Raw genomic sequence first — 21462 nt, forward strand, 5'->3', positions numbered from 1 at the left:
TTCGGGTGCTCCTGGTCCCGCAAACAGGTGCCTTTGGACCTGTAAACGGGTGCCTTATCGTCCTTATCCCTATGAAAAACCGCGGATTCTTGACCCGCAAAGATTCTAAAGACCTGAAAGGAATCCAAACTTTACGCTGCTGCTTTTCCTGATTCCGGGGGAATTTCGCTGCGAAACCTCGCAGAACGATTCACTTGCGGCCGGGGATGTGTAATAGTTTCGCCAAAATATCCAACGAAGCAGCACATCGCAGAGGTAGCGGCATGTCTTCAGGCAAAGACCCCCTTCCCCCCTATTTCAACATCAGCCCGGCGAAGGCGGCCCAGCGTCTTTCCGAGCCTATCGACACGGCCCGATTCGCGAAAGCCGCCGCCTTCGCCGCCAAGGGCCGCCAGGATCTGGCCGAGCGCGGCTATGCCCCCGACGGCAGGAAGCGGCTGCGCCGCTTTTCCACCTGGGAGGTCTGCCGCTACCTGATCCCGGTGGCGCCGGCGCATTTCCGCCGCGTGCTGCTCAAGAACCCCGACCTGCCGCAGGGCCAGGGCGAGGGCAATTCGAAATGGTTCAGCCTCGACGACGTGCTGCGCCTGCGCGACCATTTCGCGACCGAGGGCGCGGCCGGCCGGGAATACCGCCCCTGGCGCCCCGAGGGCCTGCCGGCCAAGACCATCGCCGTGGCCAATTTCAAGGGCGGCGTCGGCAAGACCTCGACCGCCGCGCATCTGGCCATGTCGGCGGCGCTGGACGGCTACAAGGTGCTGGTGATCGACCTGGACAGCCAGGGCAGCATGACCTCGATCATGGGTGGCAAGGTGGCCGACGAATGGTCCACGGCCTTCCCGCTTCTGGCCAAGGACTATGCGCTGGCGCTTCAGGACGAGAACCGGGTGCGCGAGGCGGCGGGACAAACCCCCCTGCCCTTCGACGAGACCCTGACCGAGGCGCTGACGCTTTCTGCCACGGACCTGATCCAGAAGACGCATTGGCCCAATATCGACCTGCTCGGCGCGCAGCTGAACCTCTACTGGGCCGAATTCCAGGTGCCGGTCTGGCGCATGGGCCTGCGCGGCTGGCCGCTCTGGGATGCGCTCGGCAATGCGCTGGCCAATGACGGCATCCTGGAAAGCTATGACATCATCATCCTCGATACGCCCCCCGCGCTTGGCTACCTGACCATCAACGCGCTGGCGGCGGCCGACATCCTGCTGGTCCCGCTGGGCGCCTCGTTCCTGGAATTCGACTCGACCGGGCGCTTCTTCGACATGCTCTATTCGACCTTCGCCAGCGTCGAGGAAGGCGAGAACGCCGCCCGCCGCCGCGACGGGCTGCCCGAGATGCGCTTCGAATGGGACGCGGTGCGGGCCATCATCACCCGCTTCGACGCCGCCCAGCAGACCGACCTGGCGAATGTCATCCAGGCCTATTTCGGCGATTTCATGACCACCTATCGCCAGGAACTGACCGCCATGGTCGGCCAGGCCGGCGAACAGGTGAACGGCATCTACGAGGCCGATTACCGCGAGTTCAACCGCGAGACCTATGTCCGCGGCCGCGAGACATTCGACCGCACCTGGGCCGAGGTGAAGGAGTTGATCCTGGGCACCTGGTGGCGCGATCTTCAGATGCAGCAGGCCAACGAGGCGGCCGAGGTGAAGGAGCAGGCCCATGGCTAAGCGCAGAAGGCTGGAGACCCCCAGCAGCGCCGATCTGGACCGGATCGAGGCGCAGTTTCGCAGCGAAACCTTCGAGCGGCCCGCCCTGGGCCGCGGCATCGCCCCCCCCATCGCCCAGGTCGCGGCCGACAGCGCCGCCCTGGCCAGCGCCGAAAGCGTGGAAAGCCGCGCCGCCCGCGCCAGGGCCGATGCCGATGCCGCCCGGCTGCATGACGCGCAGGAGCGGGGGCTGCTGATCGTCGAGCTGCCGATCGAGCAGATCGACGAGGGCGCGATGATCCGCGACCGCATGGTGATGAGCGAGGAGGACATGCAGGAGCTGCGGCTGTCCATCGCCGCGCATGGGCTGCGGCTGCCGATCGAGGTCTTCGAGATCGACCGGCCCGAAGGGCAGGGGCCGCGCTACGGGCTGCTCTCGGGCTATCGCCGGCTGCATGCGGTGCGGGCGCTGCACGACCTGACCCAGGCCGAGAAGCATGCCACGATCCGCGCCCTGATCCGCCCCCGCACCGAGACCGACGAGGCTTTCGTCGCCATGGTCGAGGAGAACGAGGTCCGCGAGGAGCTGAGCCATTTCGAGCGCGGCCGCATCGCCGTGATCGCCGCCAACCAGGGCGCCTTCGCCAATACCGAGGACGCGGTGAACAAGCTTTTCGCCACCGGCTCCAAGGCCAAGCGGTCCAAGGTGCGCTCATTCGCGCTGATCTTCGAGGAGCTGGGCGACATGCTGCGCTTTCCCGAGGCGCTGACCGAAAGGCGCGGCCTGCGCCTGGCCACCGCCTTGCGCAACGGCGCCGAGGCCCGGCTGCGGCAATCCCTGTCCGTGCGGATTCCCGGCGATGCCGAGGAGGAATGGGCCCTGATCGAGCCGGTGCTGCAAGCTCTGGAGAGCAATCGCAGCGAGCTGGGCCGGGCGGGGCGTCCGCGCTCCAACGCGCCGCGCCAAGGCTGGAGCGAGGCCATGACCCGGCGCACCGCAGGCGGCGTCGAGATCCGCTGGGGCAGAGAGGGCAAGGCGCATATCCTGAGGCTGGAGGGCGGTCAGCTGGACGACGATCTCATGGAGCGGGTGGTGCGCGAGATCCAGGCGCTGCTGGACGGCTAGGGGTTTCGCAGCGAAACCTTGAGGATGAGCCCCAAGGCCGGGACCGGCATCACGCCCTGACGGTCCCGGCCTTGTTGCCAAAGCCTGCCAAGGAAGGTAGCAATAAGCAGAGGCCGGTCCTGGCGGCGGCTGGTTCCAACCTGCCCGGTCGCGGGGGATGGGCCGGCGAGTTCCAGGCTGTCCAAGGCGGTATCCGGCTTGGAGCGGCAGGTGCCCTGAAGCGGGGAAGGGGCGTCGCTTGGCGGGAATTGGGTGAGATAGGCCCCTCTGCTGTTATCCGCAAAATCTCGATCATATGCGGATAAATATGATAACCAACTGATTTTATGGCGGCCGAGATGGGTCCACGCTGGTTGCTTAAGTGCCTCCAGACGGCCCGGATACGCGCAATGGCCGCTGCCTTTGGGTCGCGGAAAGGGCAGGGGGCGTGGAGTGGCAGATCGGGGGCGGTGAAGTCTTGACGGCGCCGATGCGGGGTGGGCCTGCGGAAGCTGGTCGGGTGGAACCAGCGCGCCGGCGATCCCCGGCCTGTCGCCCTACCCGCCGCGTGGGATCCGATGAATGGATGCGGGCGGAGTGATCGGAAGGCTTTACCTCCTGCCCCGACATTGGACCACCGGGACGGTCGGCAATCCCCGGCCTTGGCGCTGTGCCTGCCGTGTGGAGTTCAGCGAATGGCGGCGGGCAGACTGAACCAAAAGGCTGCACTTTCGGCCCGGACATTGTCGGGAGGGCTGGCCGTGGACAATCGGGGCCGTGGACAATCGGGGCCGTGGACAATCGGGGCCGTGGACAATCGGGGCCGTGGACAATCGGGGCCGTGGACAATCGGGGCCGTGGACAATCGGGGCCGTGGACAATCGGGGCCGTGGACAATCGGGGCCGTGGACAATCGGGGCCGTGGACAATCGGGGCCGTGGACAATCGGGGCCGCGTCGCGGCAACCGCGGGGTTGCGCGACGCGGCCCAAGGGCGGCGACCGGGTCGGTGCGATGGGCGCATCGCGATGCGCCCATGCCGGTTTCAAAGCCGCTCAGGCCGCGGATCGTCCGCGAAACCCTCGGCATTGGGCATGCGGATCTGCGGCAGGCTTTCGCGGTCCAGCACCGTCGTCTCGTCCACGATCCCCGCGCGGCCCAGGATATAGGCGCTGACCGCATAGACCTCGTCCGGCGTGAGCGAGCCGGGCGCATCCATCGGCATGGCCCGGTGGATATAGTCGTAAAGCGTGCTGGCATGGGCCAGGTAGCTTTCCACCGTCTTGAGGGGCGTGTCGCTGGCCAGCGTGTCGCGGCCGCCGATCAGCGCCGGTCCGCCGGTTTCGGGGATGCCTTCCAGGTTCTCGCCATGGCAGGCCAGGCAACGCTCGTCGTAAAGCGCCTTGCCGTCGGCATAGCTGCCGCGGCCGTCGGGAAGCCCGTGCCCGTCGGGCGTCACGTCGATGTCGATCGCCGCGATCTCTTCCTCGGTCGCCGCCCTGCCGATGCCGAAATTCGCCTCCAGCCCCGGAGTCCCGGCGGCCTCCTGGTCCGCGACCGCAGGCGAGGGCGGCGTGGGTTCGCCGCTGTCGGGCAGTTCGGCCGGCAGCGGGGCGACGGTGCGGGGGGCGGCGGCGTCCTGGGCAAGCCCGCCCAGCGGAAGCAGCGCGCAAGCCAGCGCAAGGGCGCTGCGCAGGGGATATTGCCTAGACATGAACATTGGACACCTCGCCGTCCTGTGCAACGCGCCAGCTTTGGATCGCGTTCAGGTGATAGACCGACTTCGTGCCCCGCGCCTGGACCAGTTCGGCCAGGGTCGGCTGGCGATAGCCGGTATCGTCGGTGCAGCGGCTTTGCAGCACCGCCTCGGCCCCGTCCCAGATCCAGGGCAGGCGGAAGCGGGTGTGGCACTTGTCCAGCACCGGCTCTTGCAGCGCGGCCTGGGTCCAGCTCTGGCCGCCATCGGCCGAGACCTCGACCTCGGCGATGCGGCCGCGCCCCGACCAGGCCAGGCCGGTGATCTCGTAAAAGCCCGGGCGCGGCAGCCGCATCGCCCCCGAGGGGAAGGTGATGACCGATTTCGCGTCCATGGTCAGGGTGAACTGCCGGGCGGTGCCGTCGGCCAGCAGGTCGGTATATTTCAGCGTCTCCTCGCGGGTCATGAAGGGCTTGTCGCCGATCTCGAGCCGGCGCAGCCATTTGATCTGGGTGTTGCCCTCGTAGCCCGGCAGCAGCAGGCGCAGTGGATAGCCCTGTTCGGGGCGCAGCGCCTCGCCGTTCTGCGCATAGGCCAGGATGGCGTCGTCCATCGCCTTGTCGATGGGGATCGAGCGGGTCATGACCGCCGCATCCGCGCCCTCGGCCAGGATCCAGGCGGCACCGTCCTGCAGGCCGGCCTCGTTCAGCACGGTCGAGAGCCGCACCCCGGTCCATTCCGAGGTCGAGGTCAGCCCATGCGTGCCCTGCACGGTCCTGAGCGTGGGCTTTTCCCATTCCGTCAGCCCGTTGCCGGAACATTCGATGAACACGATCCGGCTGACCGAGGGCATCCGCTTGAGGTCGTCCATGGTCAGGCGCAGCGGCTTGTCCACCATGCCGTGCAGGATCAGGCTGTGGCGCTGCGGATCGATGTTCGGGATGCCGGCATGGTGGCGTTCGAAATGCAGGCCCGAGGGGGTGATGATCCCGTGGCCCGAGGCCAGCGGCGTCAGCGACCAGCTGGAATCCAGGCTGGCGGTCGGATAGCGCCAGCGGATCTCGTTCTCGAATTGCGACCGCGAGCCGTAGCCGCCGTCCTCCAGGATCACCCGGCCCTGTTCCCTGGTCGGGTCGGGCTGCACCGGGTATTCGATGGCGCCGGGCGGCGCCTCGGCGCGGGCAGGGCGGGCACCGAGCAGCGCGCCCCCAAGAAGCGCCCCGCCGAGCAGCATCCCGCGCCGGCTGAGACCGGGAAACATCCCCTCCCTGCAATCGCAATCGGGCGCCGGCCCGGGATGCAGGATGCGGTTTTCCAAGGTCACGAGCGCCTCGGCCATCTGCCTTTCGGCCGGGCCATAGCGTTCGGATGAGAATGGCAGATCTGGCATTGCGTTTCCTCCCCGTGGTTTCGCATACGCTGGATGGATGCCGCGGCGCCGCGTCCCGTTCGTCGCGCCGGGGTCGATGATAGCACCAAATCGCCCGCCTTTCGCGCCCCATGCGTCCCCGGCCCGCGGCGCGCGGCCGGCCCGGCCCCGGCGATAATGCGGCTTTCCGGCGGGGGTTCGGTTATTTCATCCAATCATGGATAAAACCTGCGATATTCGGGGAAAGGTCATCTGAACTGGCCTAATAATATACTCGCCCGGACGATTATGACTTTGGGGGAAATCCGAAACGTGTTATGCATGCAGGGTATTGGTTAAACATTGCGTGCGGAGTGGGGATGATGGTATCGACCAACATCCAGGGACGTTCTGTTGATTCCGTATCCAGCGAGAATGCGACGATCAGCCTTGCCGGCAATCAAGACGGCGCGCAAGGTTTCTTTTTGCTGGATCATAATCTTGGAACGGTAAAGGCTGTCCTGTTCCTGGTCAGAGACCAGCCTTTCAAATTGCAGGTCAATTCCTCGGGGCCGCGTGGTTTCATGGCTTGGCTGGAAATTGCCGACAATGCGGGGCAGGGCACGGAAATAACCAGCCGGATCGTCAATATTGCGCATAATTTCGATCCGTCCAGGCTGGATATTTCCGGAAACATTCTGCTGGACCGCTGGCAAGACGGCGATCGGGCGCTTGTTCCGGTTTCCAGGGAAAAGGTGCGGTTCAATGACGGGGTCAGTCCCGATCTGCGCAAGATCCTGACCTTGAAGATTGCGCCGCTGTCGGAGTTCGAGGCCGGCGGCGTGCGGTGGAGTTCCGACCGGCCCCGGTGCGACGCGCAGCGGTTCGGCGAGCTGGCCGCGCTGATGGCGACCTATGCGCCGGGAAAGATCCTGCGGGATTTTTCACCGGAAAAGCTGCCCGATATTCTGGCGGCGCTTCGCGAGTTGAAGACCACCGACGACATCGGTTCGGTTCCGGCCGCATTTACCAGCTCCGGCCGCGCGGTCGAGCAGATTTCACAGCGGGAGGTCGATGAGACCGCGAATCTATTCGAGGTTCCTTCGGATTTCTCCAAGCCGGGAAAGCCGCAATCGGCGCCGGTTGCGGGAAACGGGTCCAGCCCGCCGGCGGAATCCCCGCTTGCCATTGCGACCCCGGTTTCGACCGGAATCGGGCTTGATCCCGGTTTCGGCTATCTTGCCCATGGTCCGGCTTTGCCGGAAAACACAAGGCCCATACCGATCAAGCCGCTGAGGGATTCGAACGCCTTTGCCGAAAAGCTCGATCTGAAAATCGTGACATTGGGATCGGCGGAAGCCCTGGCAGAGGCGCGCAGGAAATTCGCATCGGATTAGGGTGATTATGAACCATTAGCCGAGGTGTTCATGATAAGCTTCATCCTCAGGTCACGCGATGGCACGTCGCGAACGGATGCCGCTGCCGAAAACGCAAGCCTTGCGGATCTGCGCAAGCTTTTCGTCTCGACCGGTGAAATGGACGCGTTCGACCAGTTCCGCACCGGCAAGAGCGCCGATGCCCTGACGCTTGTTCCCCAGGATCGCGAGACGGCAACCGCCGTCGCCGACAATATGGTGGTCGAGATCGTTCCCATTCGCCGACAGGTCAAGTTCAAGGATCGCAAGGGCAGGGAACACAAGGTCTATGTCCGCGCCGACGAAACCCTGGCACAATTCAGGACGCAGAATGACTCGCTGGTCGACAAGGACGATGTCTTTCGAATCGCGGGCGCGGATGTGGACAAGGCGGCCGAGGCCACGACCTATCTGCGGCGGCTGGACGAGCTTTCCGTCAAGCGCGAGGCAGAACCCGCGGCGGCCAAGAAATTCAAGCTTCTTTTCCTGGAGGATGGCGAAAAGCCGCGCCAGATCGACTGGCCCGATGGCGGCGAGAACAAGACGCTTGGCCAGCTGCGGGATTTCCTGAAGGGCTGCGACGGCATTCCCATGGGGCGCCCGTTCCTCGATTCCTCCGGCAAGCCGATTGCCGAGGACATGGAGCCCTACGAGATCGTCGGACGCCTGGGCAAGCCCGATGAAAAGCTGGGGCTGCTGCGGTTCCGCTTCGAAAGCCCGCGCAAGCGCGGCGGGGCGACACCGGCAGGCAGTTCCCCGGCATCCGCCCCGGCGAAGCCGAAGACCGAGACCGGCGGCGGCGCCCAGCCGGGGCTGATCCAGACCGAGGACATGCTGCAACAGGTGCTGGGGCGGCCGACCGCCCCGACCGGCGCCCCGCAGGACGTTTTCGACACGATGGATGGCGGCGAACGGCAAGTCATCCTGAATGCCCTGCGCCATCTTCATGGTCTGCGCTTCGTGTCGATCCCCGGCGGCAGCTTCGATCTTGACCGGCCGCCGCGCCCGGCGCTGGATGCCGAGGACGCGGCGGATTTCCTTTGTGTCGCGCGGCCGATCCGCTCGACCCGGTTTTCGGCTTCGGCGACGCAAAGCCGGACGCTGGACGCCATCGCCTCCTCGCTGTCCTGGAATGTCGGGGGCGATTTCGGCGTCGAGGGCAAGGCCGCCAGCCTTTCGATCAAGAGCGATTATACCGAAACCAAGACAAGCGATCACAAGGAGGCCAGCGCCGCCCTGCATCTGCGGATCGAATATCTGGTGGCCAGGGCCGAGATCGTGATCGACCCGCGCAATGTCACCCTGTCCAAGCCGCTGTATGACGAGGCATATGCCCTGGTGAATGCGCCCCCCGCGACGGCCGGGGAAAGGGCCGAGGCGCTTGCCGCCATCCTGGACAGCTACGGGACGCATTTTCCGCTGCGCACGCTTGTCGGCGGCAAGCTTATCTATCGCCAGGACCGGGAGACAAAGGCGGGCGAGGATGCACATAGCCTGGCTCGCAGCTTTTCCACCGAGGTTCAGGGCTCTTACAAGAAGGTGACGGCAAGCGCCCATGGCGGCTTCAAATCCGAATCCTCGTCGAAATCCTTGTGGGAAGAGTCCTTCCAGGACGTGGAGGTCACCAGCGCCGGCGGCAATCCGGCCCTGGCGCTTGACCCTTATGGATGGGCGACGACGCTGAGCCATGCGGGATGGTGGAGCGTCATCTCATTCGCGGATGTCGTGCCGATCATCTTCCTGCTGCCCGAGGCGCTGAGAAAACCGATCATCGATATTTTCGTGGAAGGCAGGATCGAGGAAAAGCTGCGCTCGCCGATCGACTGGGAGAAATACCGGACCCAGCTGCTTCATCACAGCGTGGCGACGGATCCCGGTTCGGAAAAGCTGACGATCGACGATCCCGCCGTGCCGCGGCATCGCGATGAAAAGGCTGCCGAAACGAAAGACGAAGGGCCGGCCGAAACAGAGGGCGACGAGCTGACGATCAGTTCCTGATCGGCCGCCATCCCGTTCATGCGTATCGACGTGGTTGATAAGGAAGGGAGCATCATCATGGATATCGAGAAATTCAGCCTGCGGAATGGCGGCGGTTTCGTTGCCAAGCTTCACGTGGTCGCGGCGCCGCCCGATGGCGGCAGCAGCCAGACCTATGAGGAGAACACCGACATTCCCCTGGGCCAGGAGAAAACCGTGGATCTGGGGTCGCTCAAGATCCCCGAGGGCTCGCGGGTGAAGCTGAAGGCTTTCGTCGTGTGGGGCAATGACAACGTGGCGCAGCAGGCCTTCGTCTATCGCAAGGGGACGAACAAGACCGCCAAGTATTCCATCACCGGCACGACGCTTGACAACCAGCTTGGCCTGATCGGCGTGCAGTGAACATGCGCCGGCAGAGGCGGAAAATCCGCGCGGCCTTTGCCGGCGCGCCAGCCGCGTTTCTGAACGAATATTCCTATGTGGAGGACAAGCAATGCCATGGAGTCATCAAGCCAACCTGGACATGCAGGAAATCCGGCGAATGACCGATGCCGATGATTCGGAAATGGAACAGCTCATGACCAGCATGGGGCAATGGGCGCGGGCCAATCTGAACGGCCGCCATTTCATCCCCTTCGGCAGGTTCCGGGATCACGGCGTTTCATTCGTCGTGGAGAATGGCGAGATCATGGGCGCGCAATATGGCGACACGCTATAGCCCGGCATGACTTCGTTTTCCATGCCGGCATGAGCGGACGCGCGTTCCCCGGGGGCGGCGACGCTTGCGGCCCCGGGGCGCGATGCCCGGTTTTGCCGCTTGCCCCTTGTTCCGCGGCGGATGGGGTCCGCGCCAGCCCGGCGGGATGCGCGCATTCCGCCGGCCGTCTTGGCCCGGATGCCTGCCTTGCGGGCAGGGGGCCGTCTATGCGCGGGGCCGTCCTGCCGGTCCCGCGATGCCCGATGCCCCATCCGCGCCGGCCTCGATTTCCTCGGCCACGAGTTTCTGGAGCGTCCAGATGTAGTCGTCATGGATGCCGTGTTCGGCCAGCCCCCGGACCGTGCGCAGCAGGTATTCCGCGCCCGAGCCCGCCGCCCCCGCGGCGCGGGCCAGCCGCCGTGCCTGTTCCGCGACCGTCAGCTCGGCGCGCTGCGTGCCGACCGGGTCGGCATAGAAGGTCAGGGCCGGCTCGCGGCCGCGCCGGGTCTCGACCTCGATCCAGCAGGCATTGGCAGAGAGTTCATGCGCGACAAGCTCGCGCCGCAGGATGGCGCGCAGCGATTCCGCCTCGCTGCCTTCGGCGATTTCCAGCACCAGCCCCTCGCAGCTGCCGCCCGAGGCCAGGGCCAGCATCAGCCCCGGCCGTTCGGGCGTGCCGCGGAAATGGTCGAGCGAGATCGAGAAGCTGCGATGCCAGCCGATCGCGGTGGCGCGGCGGCGCGCGCCCACGGCAAAGCCGGGATTCCAGATCAGCGACCCATAGGCGAAGACCGGGATCGGCCGCGGCCGATCCTGCGTCAGCCGCTGGGCCAGGCGGTCGAGATCGGCATCCTCGAGCATCCGCCAGCGCGGATCGTGCAGCGGCCCCTCGGCCGCGGCGACGCGGGCGACATGATCGTCGGACAGCACGATGGGACGGCAATTGGCCATGGGATTTCCTGCAGGCAAGGACTGGTTCACCCGCGCAGGGTTCCCGCCGGAGCGGCCGCGGGTCAACCCCCAAACGGGGCCGGGCGGGGGGACCGAGGGGGTGCCATCCCAAGCGCCGGCCTGTCCCGGCAGATGACCGGCAGCCGGGCGGGGCGGGGGGTTACAGGCGCCGTTCGCCGGAGCCCGCCGCCTGGTGATGCCAGGCCAGCGTCTGCGGCCGCACCCTGGCCAGTGCCTGCACCAGCATGCCGGTGATCGCCGCCTTCAGCAGATCGCCGGGAATGAAGACCGCGACCAGGGTGAAGGCTTCGAGCAGGCTTTTCTGCGCCACGATGGCAAGCCCGGTCGCGCCGAAGACATAAAGGACCGCGATCCCGCCGAAAACCGCGCCCAGCCCGGCCGCCAGCCCGGCCGAACGCAGCCGCACATGCTCGACGAACAGCCCGGTGGCAAAGGCCGCGACCGGAAAGCCGAGCGCAAAGCCTGCCGTCGGCGCGACGAAGGCGCCAAGCCCGCCGCGCCCGCCCGCCAGCAGCGGCAGGCCAAGCGCCACCAGCAGCAGGAACAGCGCCGCCGCCGCCGCGCCGCGCCGCGCGCCAAGCACCGCGCCGGCCAGCATGACGCCCAGCGTCTGCGCCGTGATCGGCACGCCGAAGCCGAGGGTGATCTGCGGCACCAGCCCCAGCGCCGCGATCATCGCGGCGAAAAGGGCGATCTGGGCGATATTGCGTTCCATGCTGCTACTCCTGTCCATGCGGTCCAAGCGGGCCGCCGCGCGCGCGCAAAGCTTCGCCGACATGATCGGCATCGTCCAGTGCCTGCAGGGTCAGCGGCAGGATCAGCCGCCAGCCGGGACGGCGGCGGGACCGGGCGCGCCAGGCCTCGGCCAGGGTCTCGGCGCGGGCGACCAGGACCGGGGTGAAGCGGATGACCAGCGGGATGGCGATCTCCAGCATCCCGGTCGGCAGGCCCAGCCGGCGCAGCGGCGCGGTCAGGCGGCGGACCAGCTCGACCAGATCCTCGAGCCCCGTGGTCATCGTCACCAGGTTGGCCAGCGCCACCAGCGTCACCATGCGCAGGGTGATGAGCAGCCCCAGGCGCATGTCGCCGGCCGCCGCGTGCCAGGCCAGCAGGACGGCGACAAAGGGCAGCACCACCCGCAGGCTGCGCAGCCCCGCGCGCAGAAAGACCGGCCCCGGCGCGGCGTAAAGCGCCAGCACCGCGACCAGCGCCGCGGCATGGACCGCGATGTCGCCCACCATGAACAGCGCGGTCGAGGCCAGGCACAGCCCCCCGAGCTTCGGCCCGGCCGGCCAGCGATGGGCGCGGGTCTCAACCGGCGAGGTCAGCGATATCATCAAGCTCTCCCAGCCGGATCATCTCGGCGGTGAAATCGGGCAGCAGCCGGGCCGGCGCGCCCTGCGCCACGATGCGGCCGCGGTCCAGCCAGAACAGTTCGTCGCAGCTCTCGAGGTCCGAGGGTTCGTGCGAGATGTGCAGCAGCCGCGTCTCGATCCGGTGCAGATAGCGGGCAAGCTGCCGCCGGGTCGGGATGTCGAGCCCGGCATAGGGCTCGTCCAGGATCAGCAGGCGCGGCCGCATGGCCAGCACCGCCATCATGCAGACCAGGTGCTTCTGGCCCTGCGACAGGGCCGAGATCGGCGCGTCCTTCCAATGCAGCTTGTCGAAGGAGCGCAGCACCGATTCGACCCGCGCGGCGGTCTGCGCCTTGTCCAGCCCCTGCTGGCGCGGGCCGAAGGCGATTTCCTCGGCGACGCGGGGAAAGATGATCTGGTGCTCGGGGTTCTGGAACAGGATGCCCACGGTTTCCAGCGCCGCGCGGCGGTCGCGGAACACGTCCCGGCCGCCGATGCGGAGCTGGCCGCGGGTCGGCGCGATCAGCCCGGCCAGCAGCCGCGCCAGCGTGCTTTTGCCCGAGCCGTTCCGGCCCACCACGCCGATGCGCCGGGCCGAGGAATGCAGGGTGACGCCGTCCAGCACCGGCCGCCCCGCGACCTCATAGCCCAGGTCGTCCAGCCGGATGGCGCATTGGGCCGTTTCACAGCGATGCAAGCGCAGTCTCCTTTTCTGGCCGCGTTCCCCGGCGTGCGGGCGGGTAGAAGCCCGGCGCCGCCGCTTGTGCCGGGTTTTGCCGCGAAAGCAATAGGCCAGCGGGCTGGGCCGGAGCAATGGCCCTGCATGCCTCGGGGCATGGGCGGGGGCCGGAAAAGGCCGGAGGGGCGGCCGGGCCGGGCCCGGTCCCGCGGCGCCTAGTTCGCGCCGGTGATGTCGCGTGCCACCAGATAGGCCATCGCAAGCCCCCGCCCCAGCGCGATGCCGCTGTTATAGCCGGTGCCGGTCACGGTCTGGGCGGTGCAGGAGCCGACGCCGTGCAATCCGGGGATCACTGCGCCTGCCTCGTCCAGCACCCGCCCCTCGCCATCGACATGGATGCCGCTGTTGCCGACCGCGGCCGCGACGAAGCGCAGGCGAAGCCCGTGGAACGGTGCTTGGGCGATGCTGCCCAGAACCGGGTTGGGCTGATGCGCCGGATCGCCATAGAAGCGGCGCACGAAGTCGCGCGTGCCGCGGCTGAAATCCTCGTCGATGCCGGTTTCGGCAAAGCGGTTGAAGCGTTCCGCCGTCGCCTCCAGCCCGTCGGGATCAATGCCCAGCTTGCTGGCCAGTTCGCGCAGGGTCGGCGCCGAAGTGACCAGCCCTTCGGGATAATCGGCGCCGGGCGGGGTCATGCCCAGCCCGTATTTGCGATGGTGCTGCTCGTCGAAGATCAGGAAGAAGGGCAGGTTTTCCGCCGTGTCGTCCATGGTGGCTTGCGCGATGTCCACCCAATAGGAATCGTCGCAATAGCGCCGGCCATGGCGGTTGACGATCATGGTATGGGGCATCGCCGTATCGGGACCGTAGGAAAAGCCCTCGTTATAGTCCGACTTCCAGCCGGGCTGCATCGTCTGCGCGCTAGGCGGCAGCTTCACCACCGCGCCGCCGACCGAACGGGCAAGCCTGATGCCGTCGCCGCGCAGGGTTTTCGGACCGACGCTGCCCCATTGCTCGGGGTCCAGCCCGACGATTTCGCGCACCAGGTCGGGATCGTTGTCGAAGGTGGAGGTGGCCAGCACCACCGGCCCGTCGAACTCGGCCATGCCGGCCTCGCAGGTGGCGACCACGCCGACGACCCGGCCCGAGGCGTCGCTTTTCAGCCGCGTGACGCGATGCCCGAGCAGGATGGTGATGCGCGGGTCGCGAATGGCGCGGGCCAGGAAACTGCCGACCACGCCGGGGCCGAAGGTCAGGACTTCCGGTCCGCCATCGAGGGCCGCGCGGCGTTCGGACTGGCCAAAGCCCTGGATGGGGCCGCCTTCGTCCTCATCGGCGGTTTCGTCGACGATGCTGATCCGGCGGCCGCGTTCGAACAGTTCGGCATAGGTCAGGCCGACCGGGAAATAGGGGCTGATCAGCAGCTTGTCGCGCCAGGCGCCCAGGGCGTCCCGCGTGATGGGCGCATTGGTCAGGTAGCGGCCGGCCGGCATCGCGCCCTCGGCCTCGTTGTGGTAATCGGCCAGGCCGGGGATCACCGCCCAGCGGATCGCGCCGGTTTCCTCCCAATAGCGCATCGCGTCGGGGGCGGTGTCGATCCAGCGCCGCATCGCCTGTTCGTCCAGATATTCGGGAAAGCGGTGGGCGATGGCGCGGATATAGCTTTCCGCGCGCTGCTTGCTGTCGCCCTCGATGCCTTCGCGCAGGGCGACATGATTTGCCCCCACCCAGACCTGGCCGCCGGAATAGGCGGCGGCGCCGCCCATCTTGGCACCCGCCTCCAGCAGGACGACAGGGCGCCCTCGATCGGCCAGAGCAATCGCGGTGGCGATGCCGCTGAGCCCACCCCCGACGACGACCACGCTGTCCGCCGCATCGGAATTTCCGCTCCTCATTTCCATACCTCCTCCATACCTCCCTGGTCACGGAAAATTTGTAGACATAAGATGGTTTATATGTATGCATAGAATCAACATAAAAATACAATTACCCAGCCAATCTAGGGAGAGAAAGATGAGAGGATTCAGGCCATGGCTTGCCGCGGCCGCGCTGTCGGCGCTTTGCGTTCCGCAGGCGGGCGCCGAGGAGCATACGATCGTCGCGCTGCAATCGCTGACCGGGGCCGCGGCCTTTGTCGGCATCCCGATCACCGAGGGCATGAAGCAGGCGGTGAGGGAATCGAACGCGGCGGGCGAGTTGGGCGAGGGCCGGCGCATCAACCTGGTGATTGCCGATGACGCGACCGACCGGACGCAGGCCACTACGCTGGTCACGCGCTATGGCCGCGATCCTTCGGTGCTGGCGATCCTGGGGCCGACCAGCGGCGCGGTGGCGCAGCTTGGCGCGCAGGTCGGCAACGAGTTGAAGGTGCCGGTCCTGACCACGACCAACAATCCCAAGATCCTGGAATACGGGCCCTGGTCCTATATCATGACGCAGACTCCGGCGGATTCGATCACCCATCTGGCGGATTATGCGGCGCAAAAGCTGAAGCTGAAGAACTGTGCGCTGATCGGCATTCAGAACATCGAGGTCTATGTGCAGCTTCTGCAAGAGTTCGAGCAGGGCATCACCGCGCAAGGGGTTGCCATCGGGGCGCGCGAAATGGTGCAAAGCACCGATACCGATTTCAGCTCGATCTCGACCAAGATCGCCTTTTCCGATGTCGATTGCGTCTTCATCGCCTCTTATGCGGCGCAGGGCGCGGGCATCGCGACGCAGCTGCGCCAGGCGGGTCTGGACCCCAAGGTCACGGTGATGGGGCTGAATATCTTCTCGTCGCCGGAATTCGTGAACATCGCCGGCGCCGCGGCCGAAGGCGTGCATTTCTATGGAGAATGGATCCCCGGCGGCTTCGACGACAGCAGCCGCGCCTTTGCCCAGCGGTTCGAGGCCGAAACCGGCGCGGCCCCCGACAGCTGGGCGGCGGTTGGCTATTCGATCATGCGGGTGCTGATCGAGGCGCTGGCCAAGGCCGGGCCCGAGCCGACGCGCGACGACCTGCGCGAGGCGCTGGATGCGACCAAGGACGTGCCGGTGCGGATCGGCTTCGGGCGCTATTCGCTGCTGGACGACCGCCGTCCGATCTATGGAACCTATGTTCTCAAGATCGAGAACGGCAGCTATGTCGCGGTGACGGACTGAGGACTGGCGCCGGGATCGGCGCGCGGATGGCCGGCTGCGCATCGCAGGGTTTGCCGATCCCGCCTTGTGCCTGTGGCGCGGCAGGATGCGGGCCCGGCGCCAGAAAAACGTTTCAACGAATCGCGCCGTATGTTAATTGATTAGTCAGTCAAATGGTGGTGGTTTGACATGGTATCGACTGCCGGGCCTTCGGGTCCGGCTTCTCTCGGTCCGGGGCCGGGCCAGTCGGGGCTCAGGCCAGGAAGCGGCGGAACTGCCGCAGCGCCAGCCAGAACAGAACGCCGCCGATCACTGCCAGCGCCAGGAGCTGCGGCCAGACCACCCCCAGCCCCGCGCCCCGGAACAGCACGCCCTGCGACAGGATGACGAAATGCGTGTTGGGCGCCAGCGACATCAGCGCCCGGATGATGTCGGGCATGCTTTCGCGCGGGGTCATGCCGCCCGACAGCACCTGGAGCGGGAACAGCACCAGCATCAGAAGCAGGCCGAATTGCGGCATCGACCCGGCCATGGTGGCCAGGAAGATGCCCATCGAGGTGGTCGCGAACAGCATCAAGGCCGCCGCGGCGATGAACAGCGGCACCGAGCCCGCCACCGGCACCTGCAAGGCCATCTGCACCACCACGGTGATGGCAAGGCTGGAGGCCAGCAGCACCACCAGCCCCATGGTCCAGATCTTGGACAGCATGATCTCGGCCGCAGTCACCGGCATGACCAGCAGGTGCTCGACGGTGCCATGTTCCTTTTCGCGGATCAGCGCGGCGCCGGTCAGGATGATCGACAGCATGGTCACGGCGTCGATGACGCTGTTGATCGCCCCGAACCAGCCCGCGTCCAGCGACGGATTGTAGCGCGCCCGCAGCGCCAGCTCGACCGGCGGGGCGGCGTCCCCGCGATGGCCGGCCAGGAACTCCGAGACCTCGGCCGTCACGATCTGCTGGACATAGCCGCTGCCGGTGAAGGCCTGGCTCATCCGGGTGGCGTCCACGTTCAGCTGGATCGCGGGATGGCGGCCGGCCAGCAGGTCGCGCTGGAAATCGGGCGGGATGTCCAGCGCGAAAGTGTCCAGCCCCTCGTCCATGCGGCGGTCCATCTGGGTGGTGGTGATCAGCCGCGGCGTGCCGAAATAGGGCGGGGTGAAGGCCGAAACCATGCGCTCGGAAAGCGCCGAGCGGTCCTCGTCCACCACGGCGATGGCGGCGTTGGACAGGCTTTCCGGCATCGCCTTGGATTCGGTATAGATCGACAGCGAGAAGGCATAGACGATCAGCAGCAGCATGGCCGGGTCGCGCCACAGCCCGCGCAACTCCTTGATGCCCAGGTTCCAGACGTTGCGCAGCTTCATTTGGCCTGTTTCCTCAGCAGGATCGCGCTGAGCCCCAGGATCAGCGGCCCCGCCGCCGCCAGCGCCGCGAAGGCCATGCCCAGGTCGTCGAAGCCCAGCCCCTTGGAGAAGGCCCCGCGCGAGGCGATGATGAAATGCGTGGTCGGATAGATCTCGCCGATGGCGCGGCCCACGCCTTGCAGCGACGAAACCGGGTCCAGCAGCCCGGAATATTGCGCGCCGGGGATCATGGTCAGCAGCACGGTCGCAAACAGCGCCGCCGCCTGGCTGCGCATGAACGAGGAAATCAGCAGCCCCATGGCCGTGGTGGCGCAGACGTAAAGCGCCGCGGCCAGCGAAAAGGCCGCCAGGCTGCCGGTGAAGGGCACCCGGAACGCAAAGACCGCGAAACCGGTCATCAGCGCGAAGTTCAGCATCGCCAGCGCCACATAGGGCAATTGCTTGCCGATCAGGAATTCCAGCCGCGTGACCGGGGTGACGTAGAAATTGATGATCGAGCCCAGTTCCTTTTCGCGCACCACGCTGAGCGTGGTCAGCACCGCCGGGATCAGCAGCAGAAGCAGCGGGATCACCGCCGGCACCATGGCGACGATGCTTTTCACGTCGGGATTGTAGCGAAAGCGCGTCACCAGTTCGAAGGCGCCCTGCACCGCCGCCTCGCCATGGGCCTCGCGCGTCTTGCGCATGATCCAGTCGGCATGCATGCCCTGGACATAGCCCCGCACGGTTTCGGCCCGCGTCGGGTTGGCGCCGTCGATCCAGGCGCCGACCTGCACCGCGCCGCCGCGCGCCACGTCGCGGGCAAAGCCGGGCGGGATCTCGATGGCCAGGGCAAGGTTGCCGCTGCGCATGCGGGCGTCCATGTCATCATAGCCCGCCAGCGGCGCGGTTTCGGTGAAATAGCGCGAGCCGGCGATGTCCAGCACATAGTCGCGCGAGGTCGCGGTCTGGTCGCGGTCGAGCACCGCAAAGCTGAGATCCTCGACATCCATGTTGATGCCGTAGCCGATGACGAACATCAGGATCAGGCTGCCCAGCAGCGCCAGGGTCAGCCGGATCGGGTCGCGCCGCAGTTGCAGCGATTCCAGCCGGGAATAGCTGAGCATCCGCCGCAGGCTGAACCAGCCGCCGGGCGGCGCCGGCGCCTCGGGCGCATCGGCAAGCGGCGCGGGCGGGGGCTCGTCGCCGATCGCCTCTTGCAGATAGGCGACGAAGGCGTCGTCCAGCGTCGCCGCGCCCTTGGCCTGCCTGATCGCCTGGGCCGTGTCGCTGACCAGCACCCGGCCGGCATGCATCAGCGAGATGCGGTCGCAAAGCTCGGCCTCGTTCATGAAATGGGTCGAGACGAAGATCGTCACCCCGTCCTGGCGCGACAGCTCGCCCAGCATGCGCCAGAAGGCGTCGCGCGCCACTGGATCGACGCCCGAGGTCGGCTCGTCCAGGATCAGGATCTCGGGGCCGTGGATCATCGCCACGGCCAGCGACAGGCGCTGGCGGATGCCGAGCGGCAGCGCGTCGGGCAGGTCGTCCGCGACGCCCGCCAGCCCGAAGCGGTCGATCATCCGCCGGACCCGGTCCGCGACCTGCCCCGCCTCCATGCCGAAAAGCCGCGCATGCAGGTCGAGGTTCTGCCGCACCGTCAGTTCGGAATAAAGCGAGAAGGACTGGCTCATGAAGCCGACCCGGCGCCGCACCGCCATGTCCGAGGGGTCGAGCGCGGCGCCGAACAGCTGCGCCGTGCCCTCGCTGGGCTGCAGAAGGCCGGTCAGCATCTTCATGGTCGTGGTCTTGCCGCAGCCGTTCGAGCCGAGAAAGCCGAAGATCTCGCCCTTTTCGATGCGGAAGCTGACGTCGTCGACGGCAGTGAAATCGCCGAAGCGCATGGTCAGGTGCCGCGCCTCGATGGCGGGCTCGCCGTCCTCGGCCCGGCGCGGCGGGATCGAGACCGGCTCGTGCCCGCGCCTTTCGCTGTCGGGCAGAAGCGCGATGAAGGCGCGGTCCAGATCCTCGGCCCCGGTGCGGTCGAGCAGCTCGGCCGGGCTGCCGGTGGCCAGCACCCGGCCCGCGTCCATCGCCACCAGCCAGTCGAAGCCGGCGGCTTCCTCCATATAGGCGGTGGCGGTGATGACGCTCATGCCCGGGCGGTCGCGGCGGATGCGGGCGATCAGCTCCCAGAACTGGCGGCGGGACAGCGGATCGACGCCGGTGGTCGGCTCGTCCAGGATCAGCAGGTCCGGGTCGTGGATCAGCGCGCAGCACAGGCCCAGCTTCTGCTTCATGCCGCCGGAAAGCTTGGCGGCGGGGCGGTCGCGGAACGGCGACATGCCGGTCGCGGCCAGCAGCGCGTCGATGCGGCGCGCGCGCTCGGCCGGGCCGTGGCCGAAAAGCCGGCCGAAGAAATCCAGGTTCTCGGCCACCGACAGCGTGGGATAAAGGTTCCGGCCCAGCCCCTGCGGCATATAGGCGATGCGCGGGCAGAGGCGGGCGCGCTGATGCGCGTCGCCCATGTCGCCGCCCAGCACCCGGACCCGGCCCTGCTGGATCACCCGCGCCCCGGCGATCAGCGACAAGAGGCTGGACTTGCCGACGCCGTCGGGGCCGATCAGCCCGACCATGCGCCCGGCGGGAACGGCCAGCGTGACCCTGTCCAGCGCCACGGCCTTGCGATAGCGCAGCGAGACGCCGGTGATCTCGGCCACCGGCGGGTCGTCGGAAGGGTCGGGCAGGACGGTCATTCTACCAGGTTGGACAACGTATCGGGCCAGGCGACCTCGGGGTCGATGCGGACATGGGCCATGCCGGGCAGGCCGGTCTTGACGTAATTGCTGTATTTGCGCAGCAATTCGGGATCGACCTGGGCGCGGACGCGGAACATCAGCTTTTCGCGCTCCTCGGCGGTCTCGACGGTCTTGGGCGTGAACTGCGCCACATCCGCGACATAGGAAATCCGCGCCGGGATCGCGTATTGCGGGGCGGCGTCCATGACCAGCCGCGCCTCGGCCCCGACCTCGACCCGGCCGGCCTGCGAGGTGGGCAGGAAGAAGGTCATGTAGACATCCTCGAGATCGACCAGGTTCAGGATGCGCCCGCCTGCCGCGACGATCTCGCCCTCTTGCGCGATGCGGTATTGCACCCGGCCGTCGCGCGGCGATTGCAGCGTGGCGTCGCCGATCTGCACCTCGATGGCCTCGATCGCGGCCTGGGCCGCGTCCACCGCCGCCTCGGCATCGACGACCTGGGCGCGGGCGGTGCCGATCCCGGCCTCGGCGGCGGCCAGGTTGGCCTCGGCCGAGGCCAAGGCAGCCTGCGTCTCGCGTCCCGAGGCCCGCACGTCGTCCAGCACCTGCTGCGAGGCGACATTGCTGCGCGCCAGGCTTTCGGTGCGCGCCAGTCGCGCCGCCGCCGCATCCGCCGCCGCCCGCGCCTGCTCGACCGTGGCCTCGGCGGCCTTGTGCTGCGCTTCGGCCTGCGTCACCAGGCTTTGCGCGGTCTCGACCCCGATGCGGGCGCGGCGCAGCTGCGCCTCGGCCTGGCGCTTCTGCGCGTCCAGTTGCAGGGTGTCCATCTGCACCAGCACCTCGCCCTTGCGCACGAACTGGCCCTCGGCCGCCTGGATGCGGGCGATGCGGCCGGCGGAGAGGGCCGAGATGTCGATCTCGGTCGCCTCGATCCGGCCATTGCCCGAGGCGATGCCGGCAAGCTGCCCGTCCTGGGCCCGGTTCTGCCAGGCCAGCCAGCCCAGCACGACCAGAACCGCGACAGCCGCCGCGCCGCCCCACCAGGATCTTGCCTTGCCCGCCATGCATGACCTCCGCGATCAGAAGACGCCGGGCCAGGGCCCGCGGCGCGAATCACCGCGCGAGGCCACCATAGCCGCCCCGGCCTTCGGTTTCCTTGACGAAAACGTCGCGGGCCGTGAGGTCATGTGCAACCATGGGGCGAACGGGGCCTTTGCCGCACGGCTGTGGCGACAATCTGCGCACCCTTGCGCAGAACGGCTGGCAAGGCCGCTAGTGGCTTTCCCTTCATGCCGTTCTCGATTACACCGCAGGCAAAAGGGAAAGCCCAGGCAGATGAG

17 protein-coding genes are annotated in these 21462 nt (G+C 67.2%); 7 read left to right on the plus strand and 10 right to left on the minus strand.

The window, feature by feature from the left end; genetic code table 11:
- Nucleotides 1-263: 263 nt before the first annotated feature.
- Together ACNKFW_RS20640 and ACNKFW_RS20645 are read left to right on the plus strand one after the other, a co-directional pair.
- The gene (locus ACNKFW_RS20640) at nt 264-1673 is read left to right on the plus strand and encodes an AAA family ATPase (RefSeq protein ID WP_333484172.1); all 1410 of its coding nucleotides are present in this window, start codon (nt 264-266) and stop codon (nt 1671-1673) included.
- Entirely contained in the window at nt 1666-2778 is a 1113-nt protein-coding gene (locus ACNKFW_RS20645; protein ID WP_028710375.1) for a ParB/RepB/Spo0J family partition protein, read from the plus strand. The genes ACNKFW_RS20640 and ACNKFW_RS20645 overlap by 8 nt, the downstream gene beginning before the upstream one ends.
- Before the next feature lie 1023 nt (nt 2779-3801).
- Here the strand turns inward: ACNKFW_RS20645 and ACNKFW_RS20650 are convergent.
- Nucleotides 3802-4470 carry a c-type cytochrome gene (locus ACNKFW_RS20650; RefSeq protein ID WP_333484408.1) on the minus strand — a complete coding sequence of 223 codons (669 nt, stop codon included), beginning with the start codon at nt 4468-4470 and terminating at the stop codon, nt 3802-3804.
- Nucleotides 4463-5713 carry a sulfite dehydrogenase gene (gene soxC / locus ACNKFW_RS20655; RefSeq protein WP_123130437.1) on the minus strand — a complete coding sequence of 417 codons (1251 nt, stop codon included), beginning with the start codon at nt 5711-5713 and terminating at the stop codon, nt 4463-4465. Before soxC ends, ACNKFW_RS20650 begins: the two co-directional genes overlap by 8 nt.
- A gap of 467 nt (nt 5714-6180) precedes the next feature.
- Here soxC and ACNKFW_RS20660 point away from each other — a divergent pair, with 467 nt between their 5' ends.
- The 4 genes from ACNKFW_RS20660 to ACNKFW_RS20675 all read left to right on the plus strand — a co-directional run bounded on the left by ACNKFW_RS20660 (nt 6181) and on the right by ACNKFW_RS20675 (nt 9910).
- A complete protein-coding gene (locus ACNKFW_RS20660; RefSeq protein ID WP_333484410.1) occupies nt 6181-7197 on the plus strand; it encodes a hypothetical protein in 1017 nt (338 codons plus the stop codon).
- 30 nt (nt 7198-7227) lie between these two features.
- Nucleotides 7228-9213 carry an MAC/perforin domain-containing protein gene (locus tag ACNKFW_RS20665; protein WP_024846035.1) on the plus strand — a complete coding sequence of 662 codons (1986 nt, stop codon included), beginning with the start codon at nt 7228-7230 and terminating at the stop codon, nt 9211-9213.
- Between the two features lie 57 nt (nt 9214-9270).
- Nucleotides 9271-9594, plus strand: a complete 324-nt coding sequence (locus ACNKFW_RS20670) for a hypothetical protein (RefSeq protein WP_028710177.1) — start codon at nt 9271-9273, stop codon at nt 9592-9594.
- 139 nt (nt 9595-9733) lie between these two features.
- Nucleotides 9734-9910: a hypothetical protein gene (locus ACNKFW_RS20675; RefSeq protein WP_155984397.1), complete on the plus strand. Its 177-nt coding sequence runs from the start codon at nt 9734-9736 to the stop codon at nt 9908-9910.
- A 204-nt stretch (nt 9911-10114) separates the two neighbouring features.
- Here the strand turns inward: ACNKFW_RS20675 and ACNKFW_RS20680 are convergent, their stop codons facing one another.
- The 5 genes from ACNKFW_RS20680 to ACNKFW_RS20700 form a co-directional block, all read right to left on the minus strand.
- A complete protein-coding gene (locus ACNKFW_RS20680; RefSeq protein WP_333484411.1) occupies nt 10115-10840 on the minus strand; it encodes a gamma-glutamylcyclotransferase in 726 nt (241 codons plus the stop codon).
- 160 nt (nt 10841-11000) lie between these two features.
- Nucleotides 11001-11648 (minus strand): biotin transporter BioY, encoded by a 648-nt coding sequence (locus tag ACNKFW_RS20685; RefSeq protein ID WP_418025571.1) that lies wholly within the window; start codon nt 11646-11648, stop codon nt 11001-11003.
- Nucleotides 11581-12198 (minus strand): energy-coupling factor transporter transmembrane component T family protein, encoded by a 618-nt coding sequence (locus ACNKFW_RS20690; protein ID WP_028710178.1) that lies wholly within the window; start codon nt 12196-12198, stop codon nt 11581-11583. The genes ACNKFW_RS20685 and ACNKFW_RS20690 overlap by 68 nt, the downstream gene beginning before the upstream one ends.
- A complete protein-coding gene (locus ACNKFW_RS20695; protein ID WP_024846040.1) occupies nt 12173-12913 on the minus strand; it encodes an energy-coupling factor ABC transporter ATP-binding protein in 741 nt (246 codons plus the stop codon). The genes ACNKFW_RS20690 and ACNKFW_RS20695 overlap by 26 nt, the downstream gene beginning before the upstream one ends.
- Before the next feature lie 197 nt (nt 12914-13110).
- Nucleotides 13111-14790, minus strand: coding sequence for an FAD-dependent oxidoreductase (locus tag ACNKFW_RS20700; RefSeq protein WP_197025592.1), 1680 nt, complete (start codon nt 14788-14790; stop codon nt 13111-13113).
- A 118-nt stretch (nt 14791-14908) separates the two neighbouring features.
- Here ACNKFW_RS20700 and ACNKFW_RS20705 point away from each other — a divergent pair, with 118 nt between their 5' ends.
- Entirely contained in the window at nt 14909-16039 is a 1131-nt protein-coding gene (locus tag ACNKFW_RS20705) for an ABC transporter substrate-binding protein (protein ID WP_028710180.1), read from the plus strand.
- Nucleotides 16040-16271: 232 nt separating this feature from the next.
- On the opposite strand, the gene ACNKFW_RS20710 is transcribed toward ACNKFW_RS20705, so the two are convergent.
- From ACNKFW_RS20710 to ACNKFW_RS20720, 3 genes are read right to left on the minus strand one after another with little or no spacing between them, the layout of a single operon-like run.
- Nucleotides 16272-17384 carry an ABC transporter permease gene (locus ACNKFW_RS20710; protein ID WP_333484414.1) on the minus strand — a complete coding sequence of 371 codons (1113 nt, stop codon included), beginning with the start codon at nt 17382-17384 and terminating at the stop codon, nt 16272-16274.
- On the minus strand, nt 17381-20119 hold the full coding sequence (gene rbbA / locus ACNKFW_RS20715; protein ID WP_333484415.1) for a ribosome-associated ATPase/putative transporter RbbA: 2739 nt from the start codon (nt 20117-20119) through the stop codon (nt 17381-17383). Before rbbA ends, ACNKFW_RS20710 begins: the two co-directional genes overlap by 4 nt.
- Entirely contained in the window at nt 20116-21186 is a 1071-nt protein-coding gene (locus ACNKFW_RS20720) for an HlyD family secretion protein (protein ID WP_028710183.1), read from the minus strand. Before ACNKFW_RS20720 ends, rbbA begins: the two co-directional genes overlap by 4 nt.
- Between the last annotated feature and the right edge of the window lie 276 nt (nt 21187-21462).

It is taken from the genome of Paracoccus sp. TD-10 (assembly GCF_048270675.1).
Taxonomy (GTDB): Bacteria; Pseudomonadota; Alphaproteobacteria; order Rhodobacterales; family Rhodobacteraceae; genus Paracoccus; species Paracoccus pantotrophus.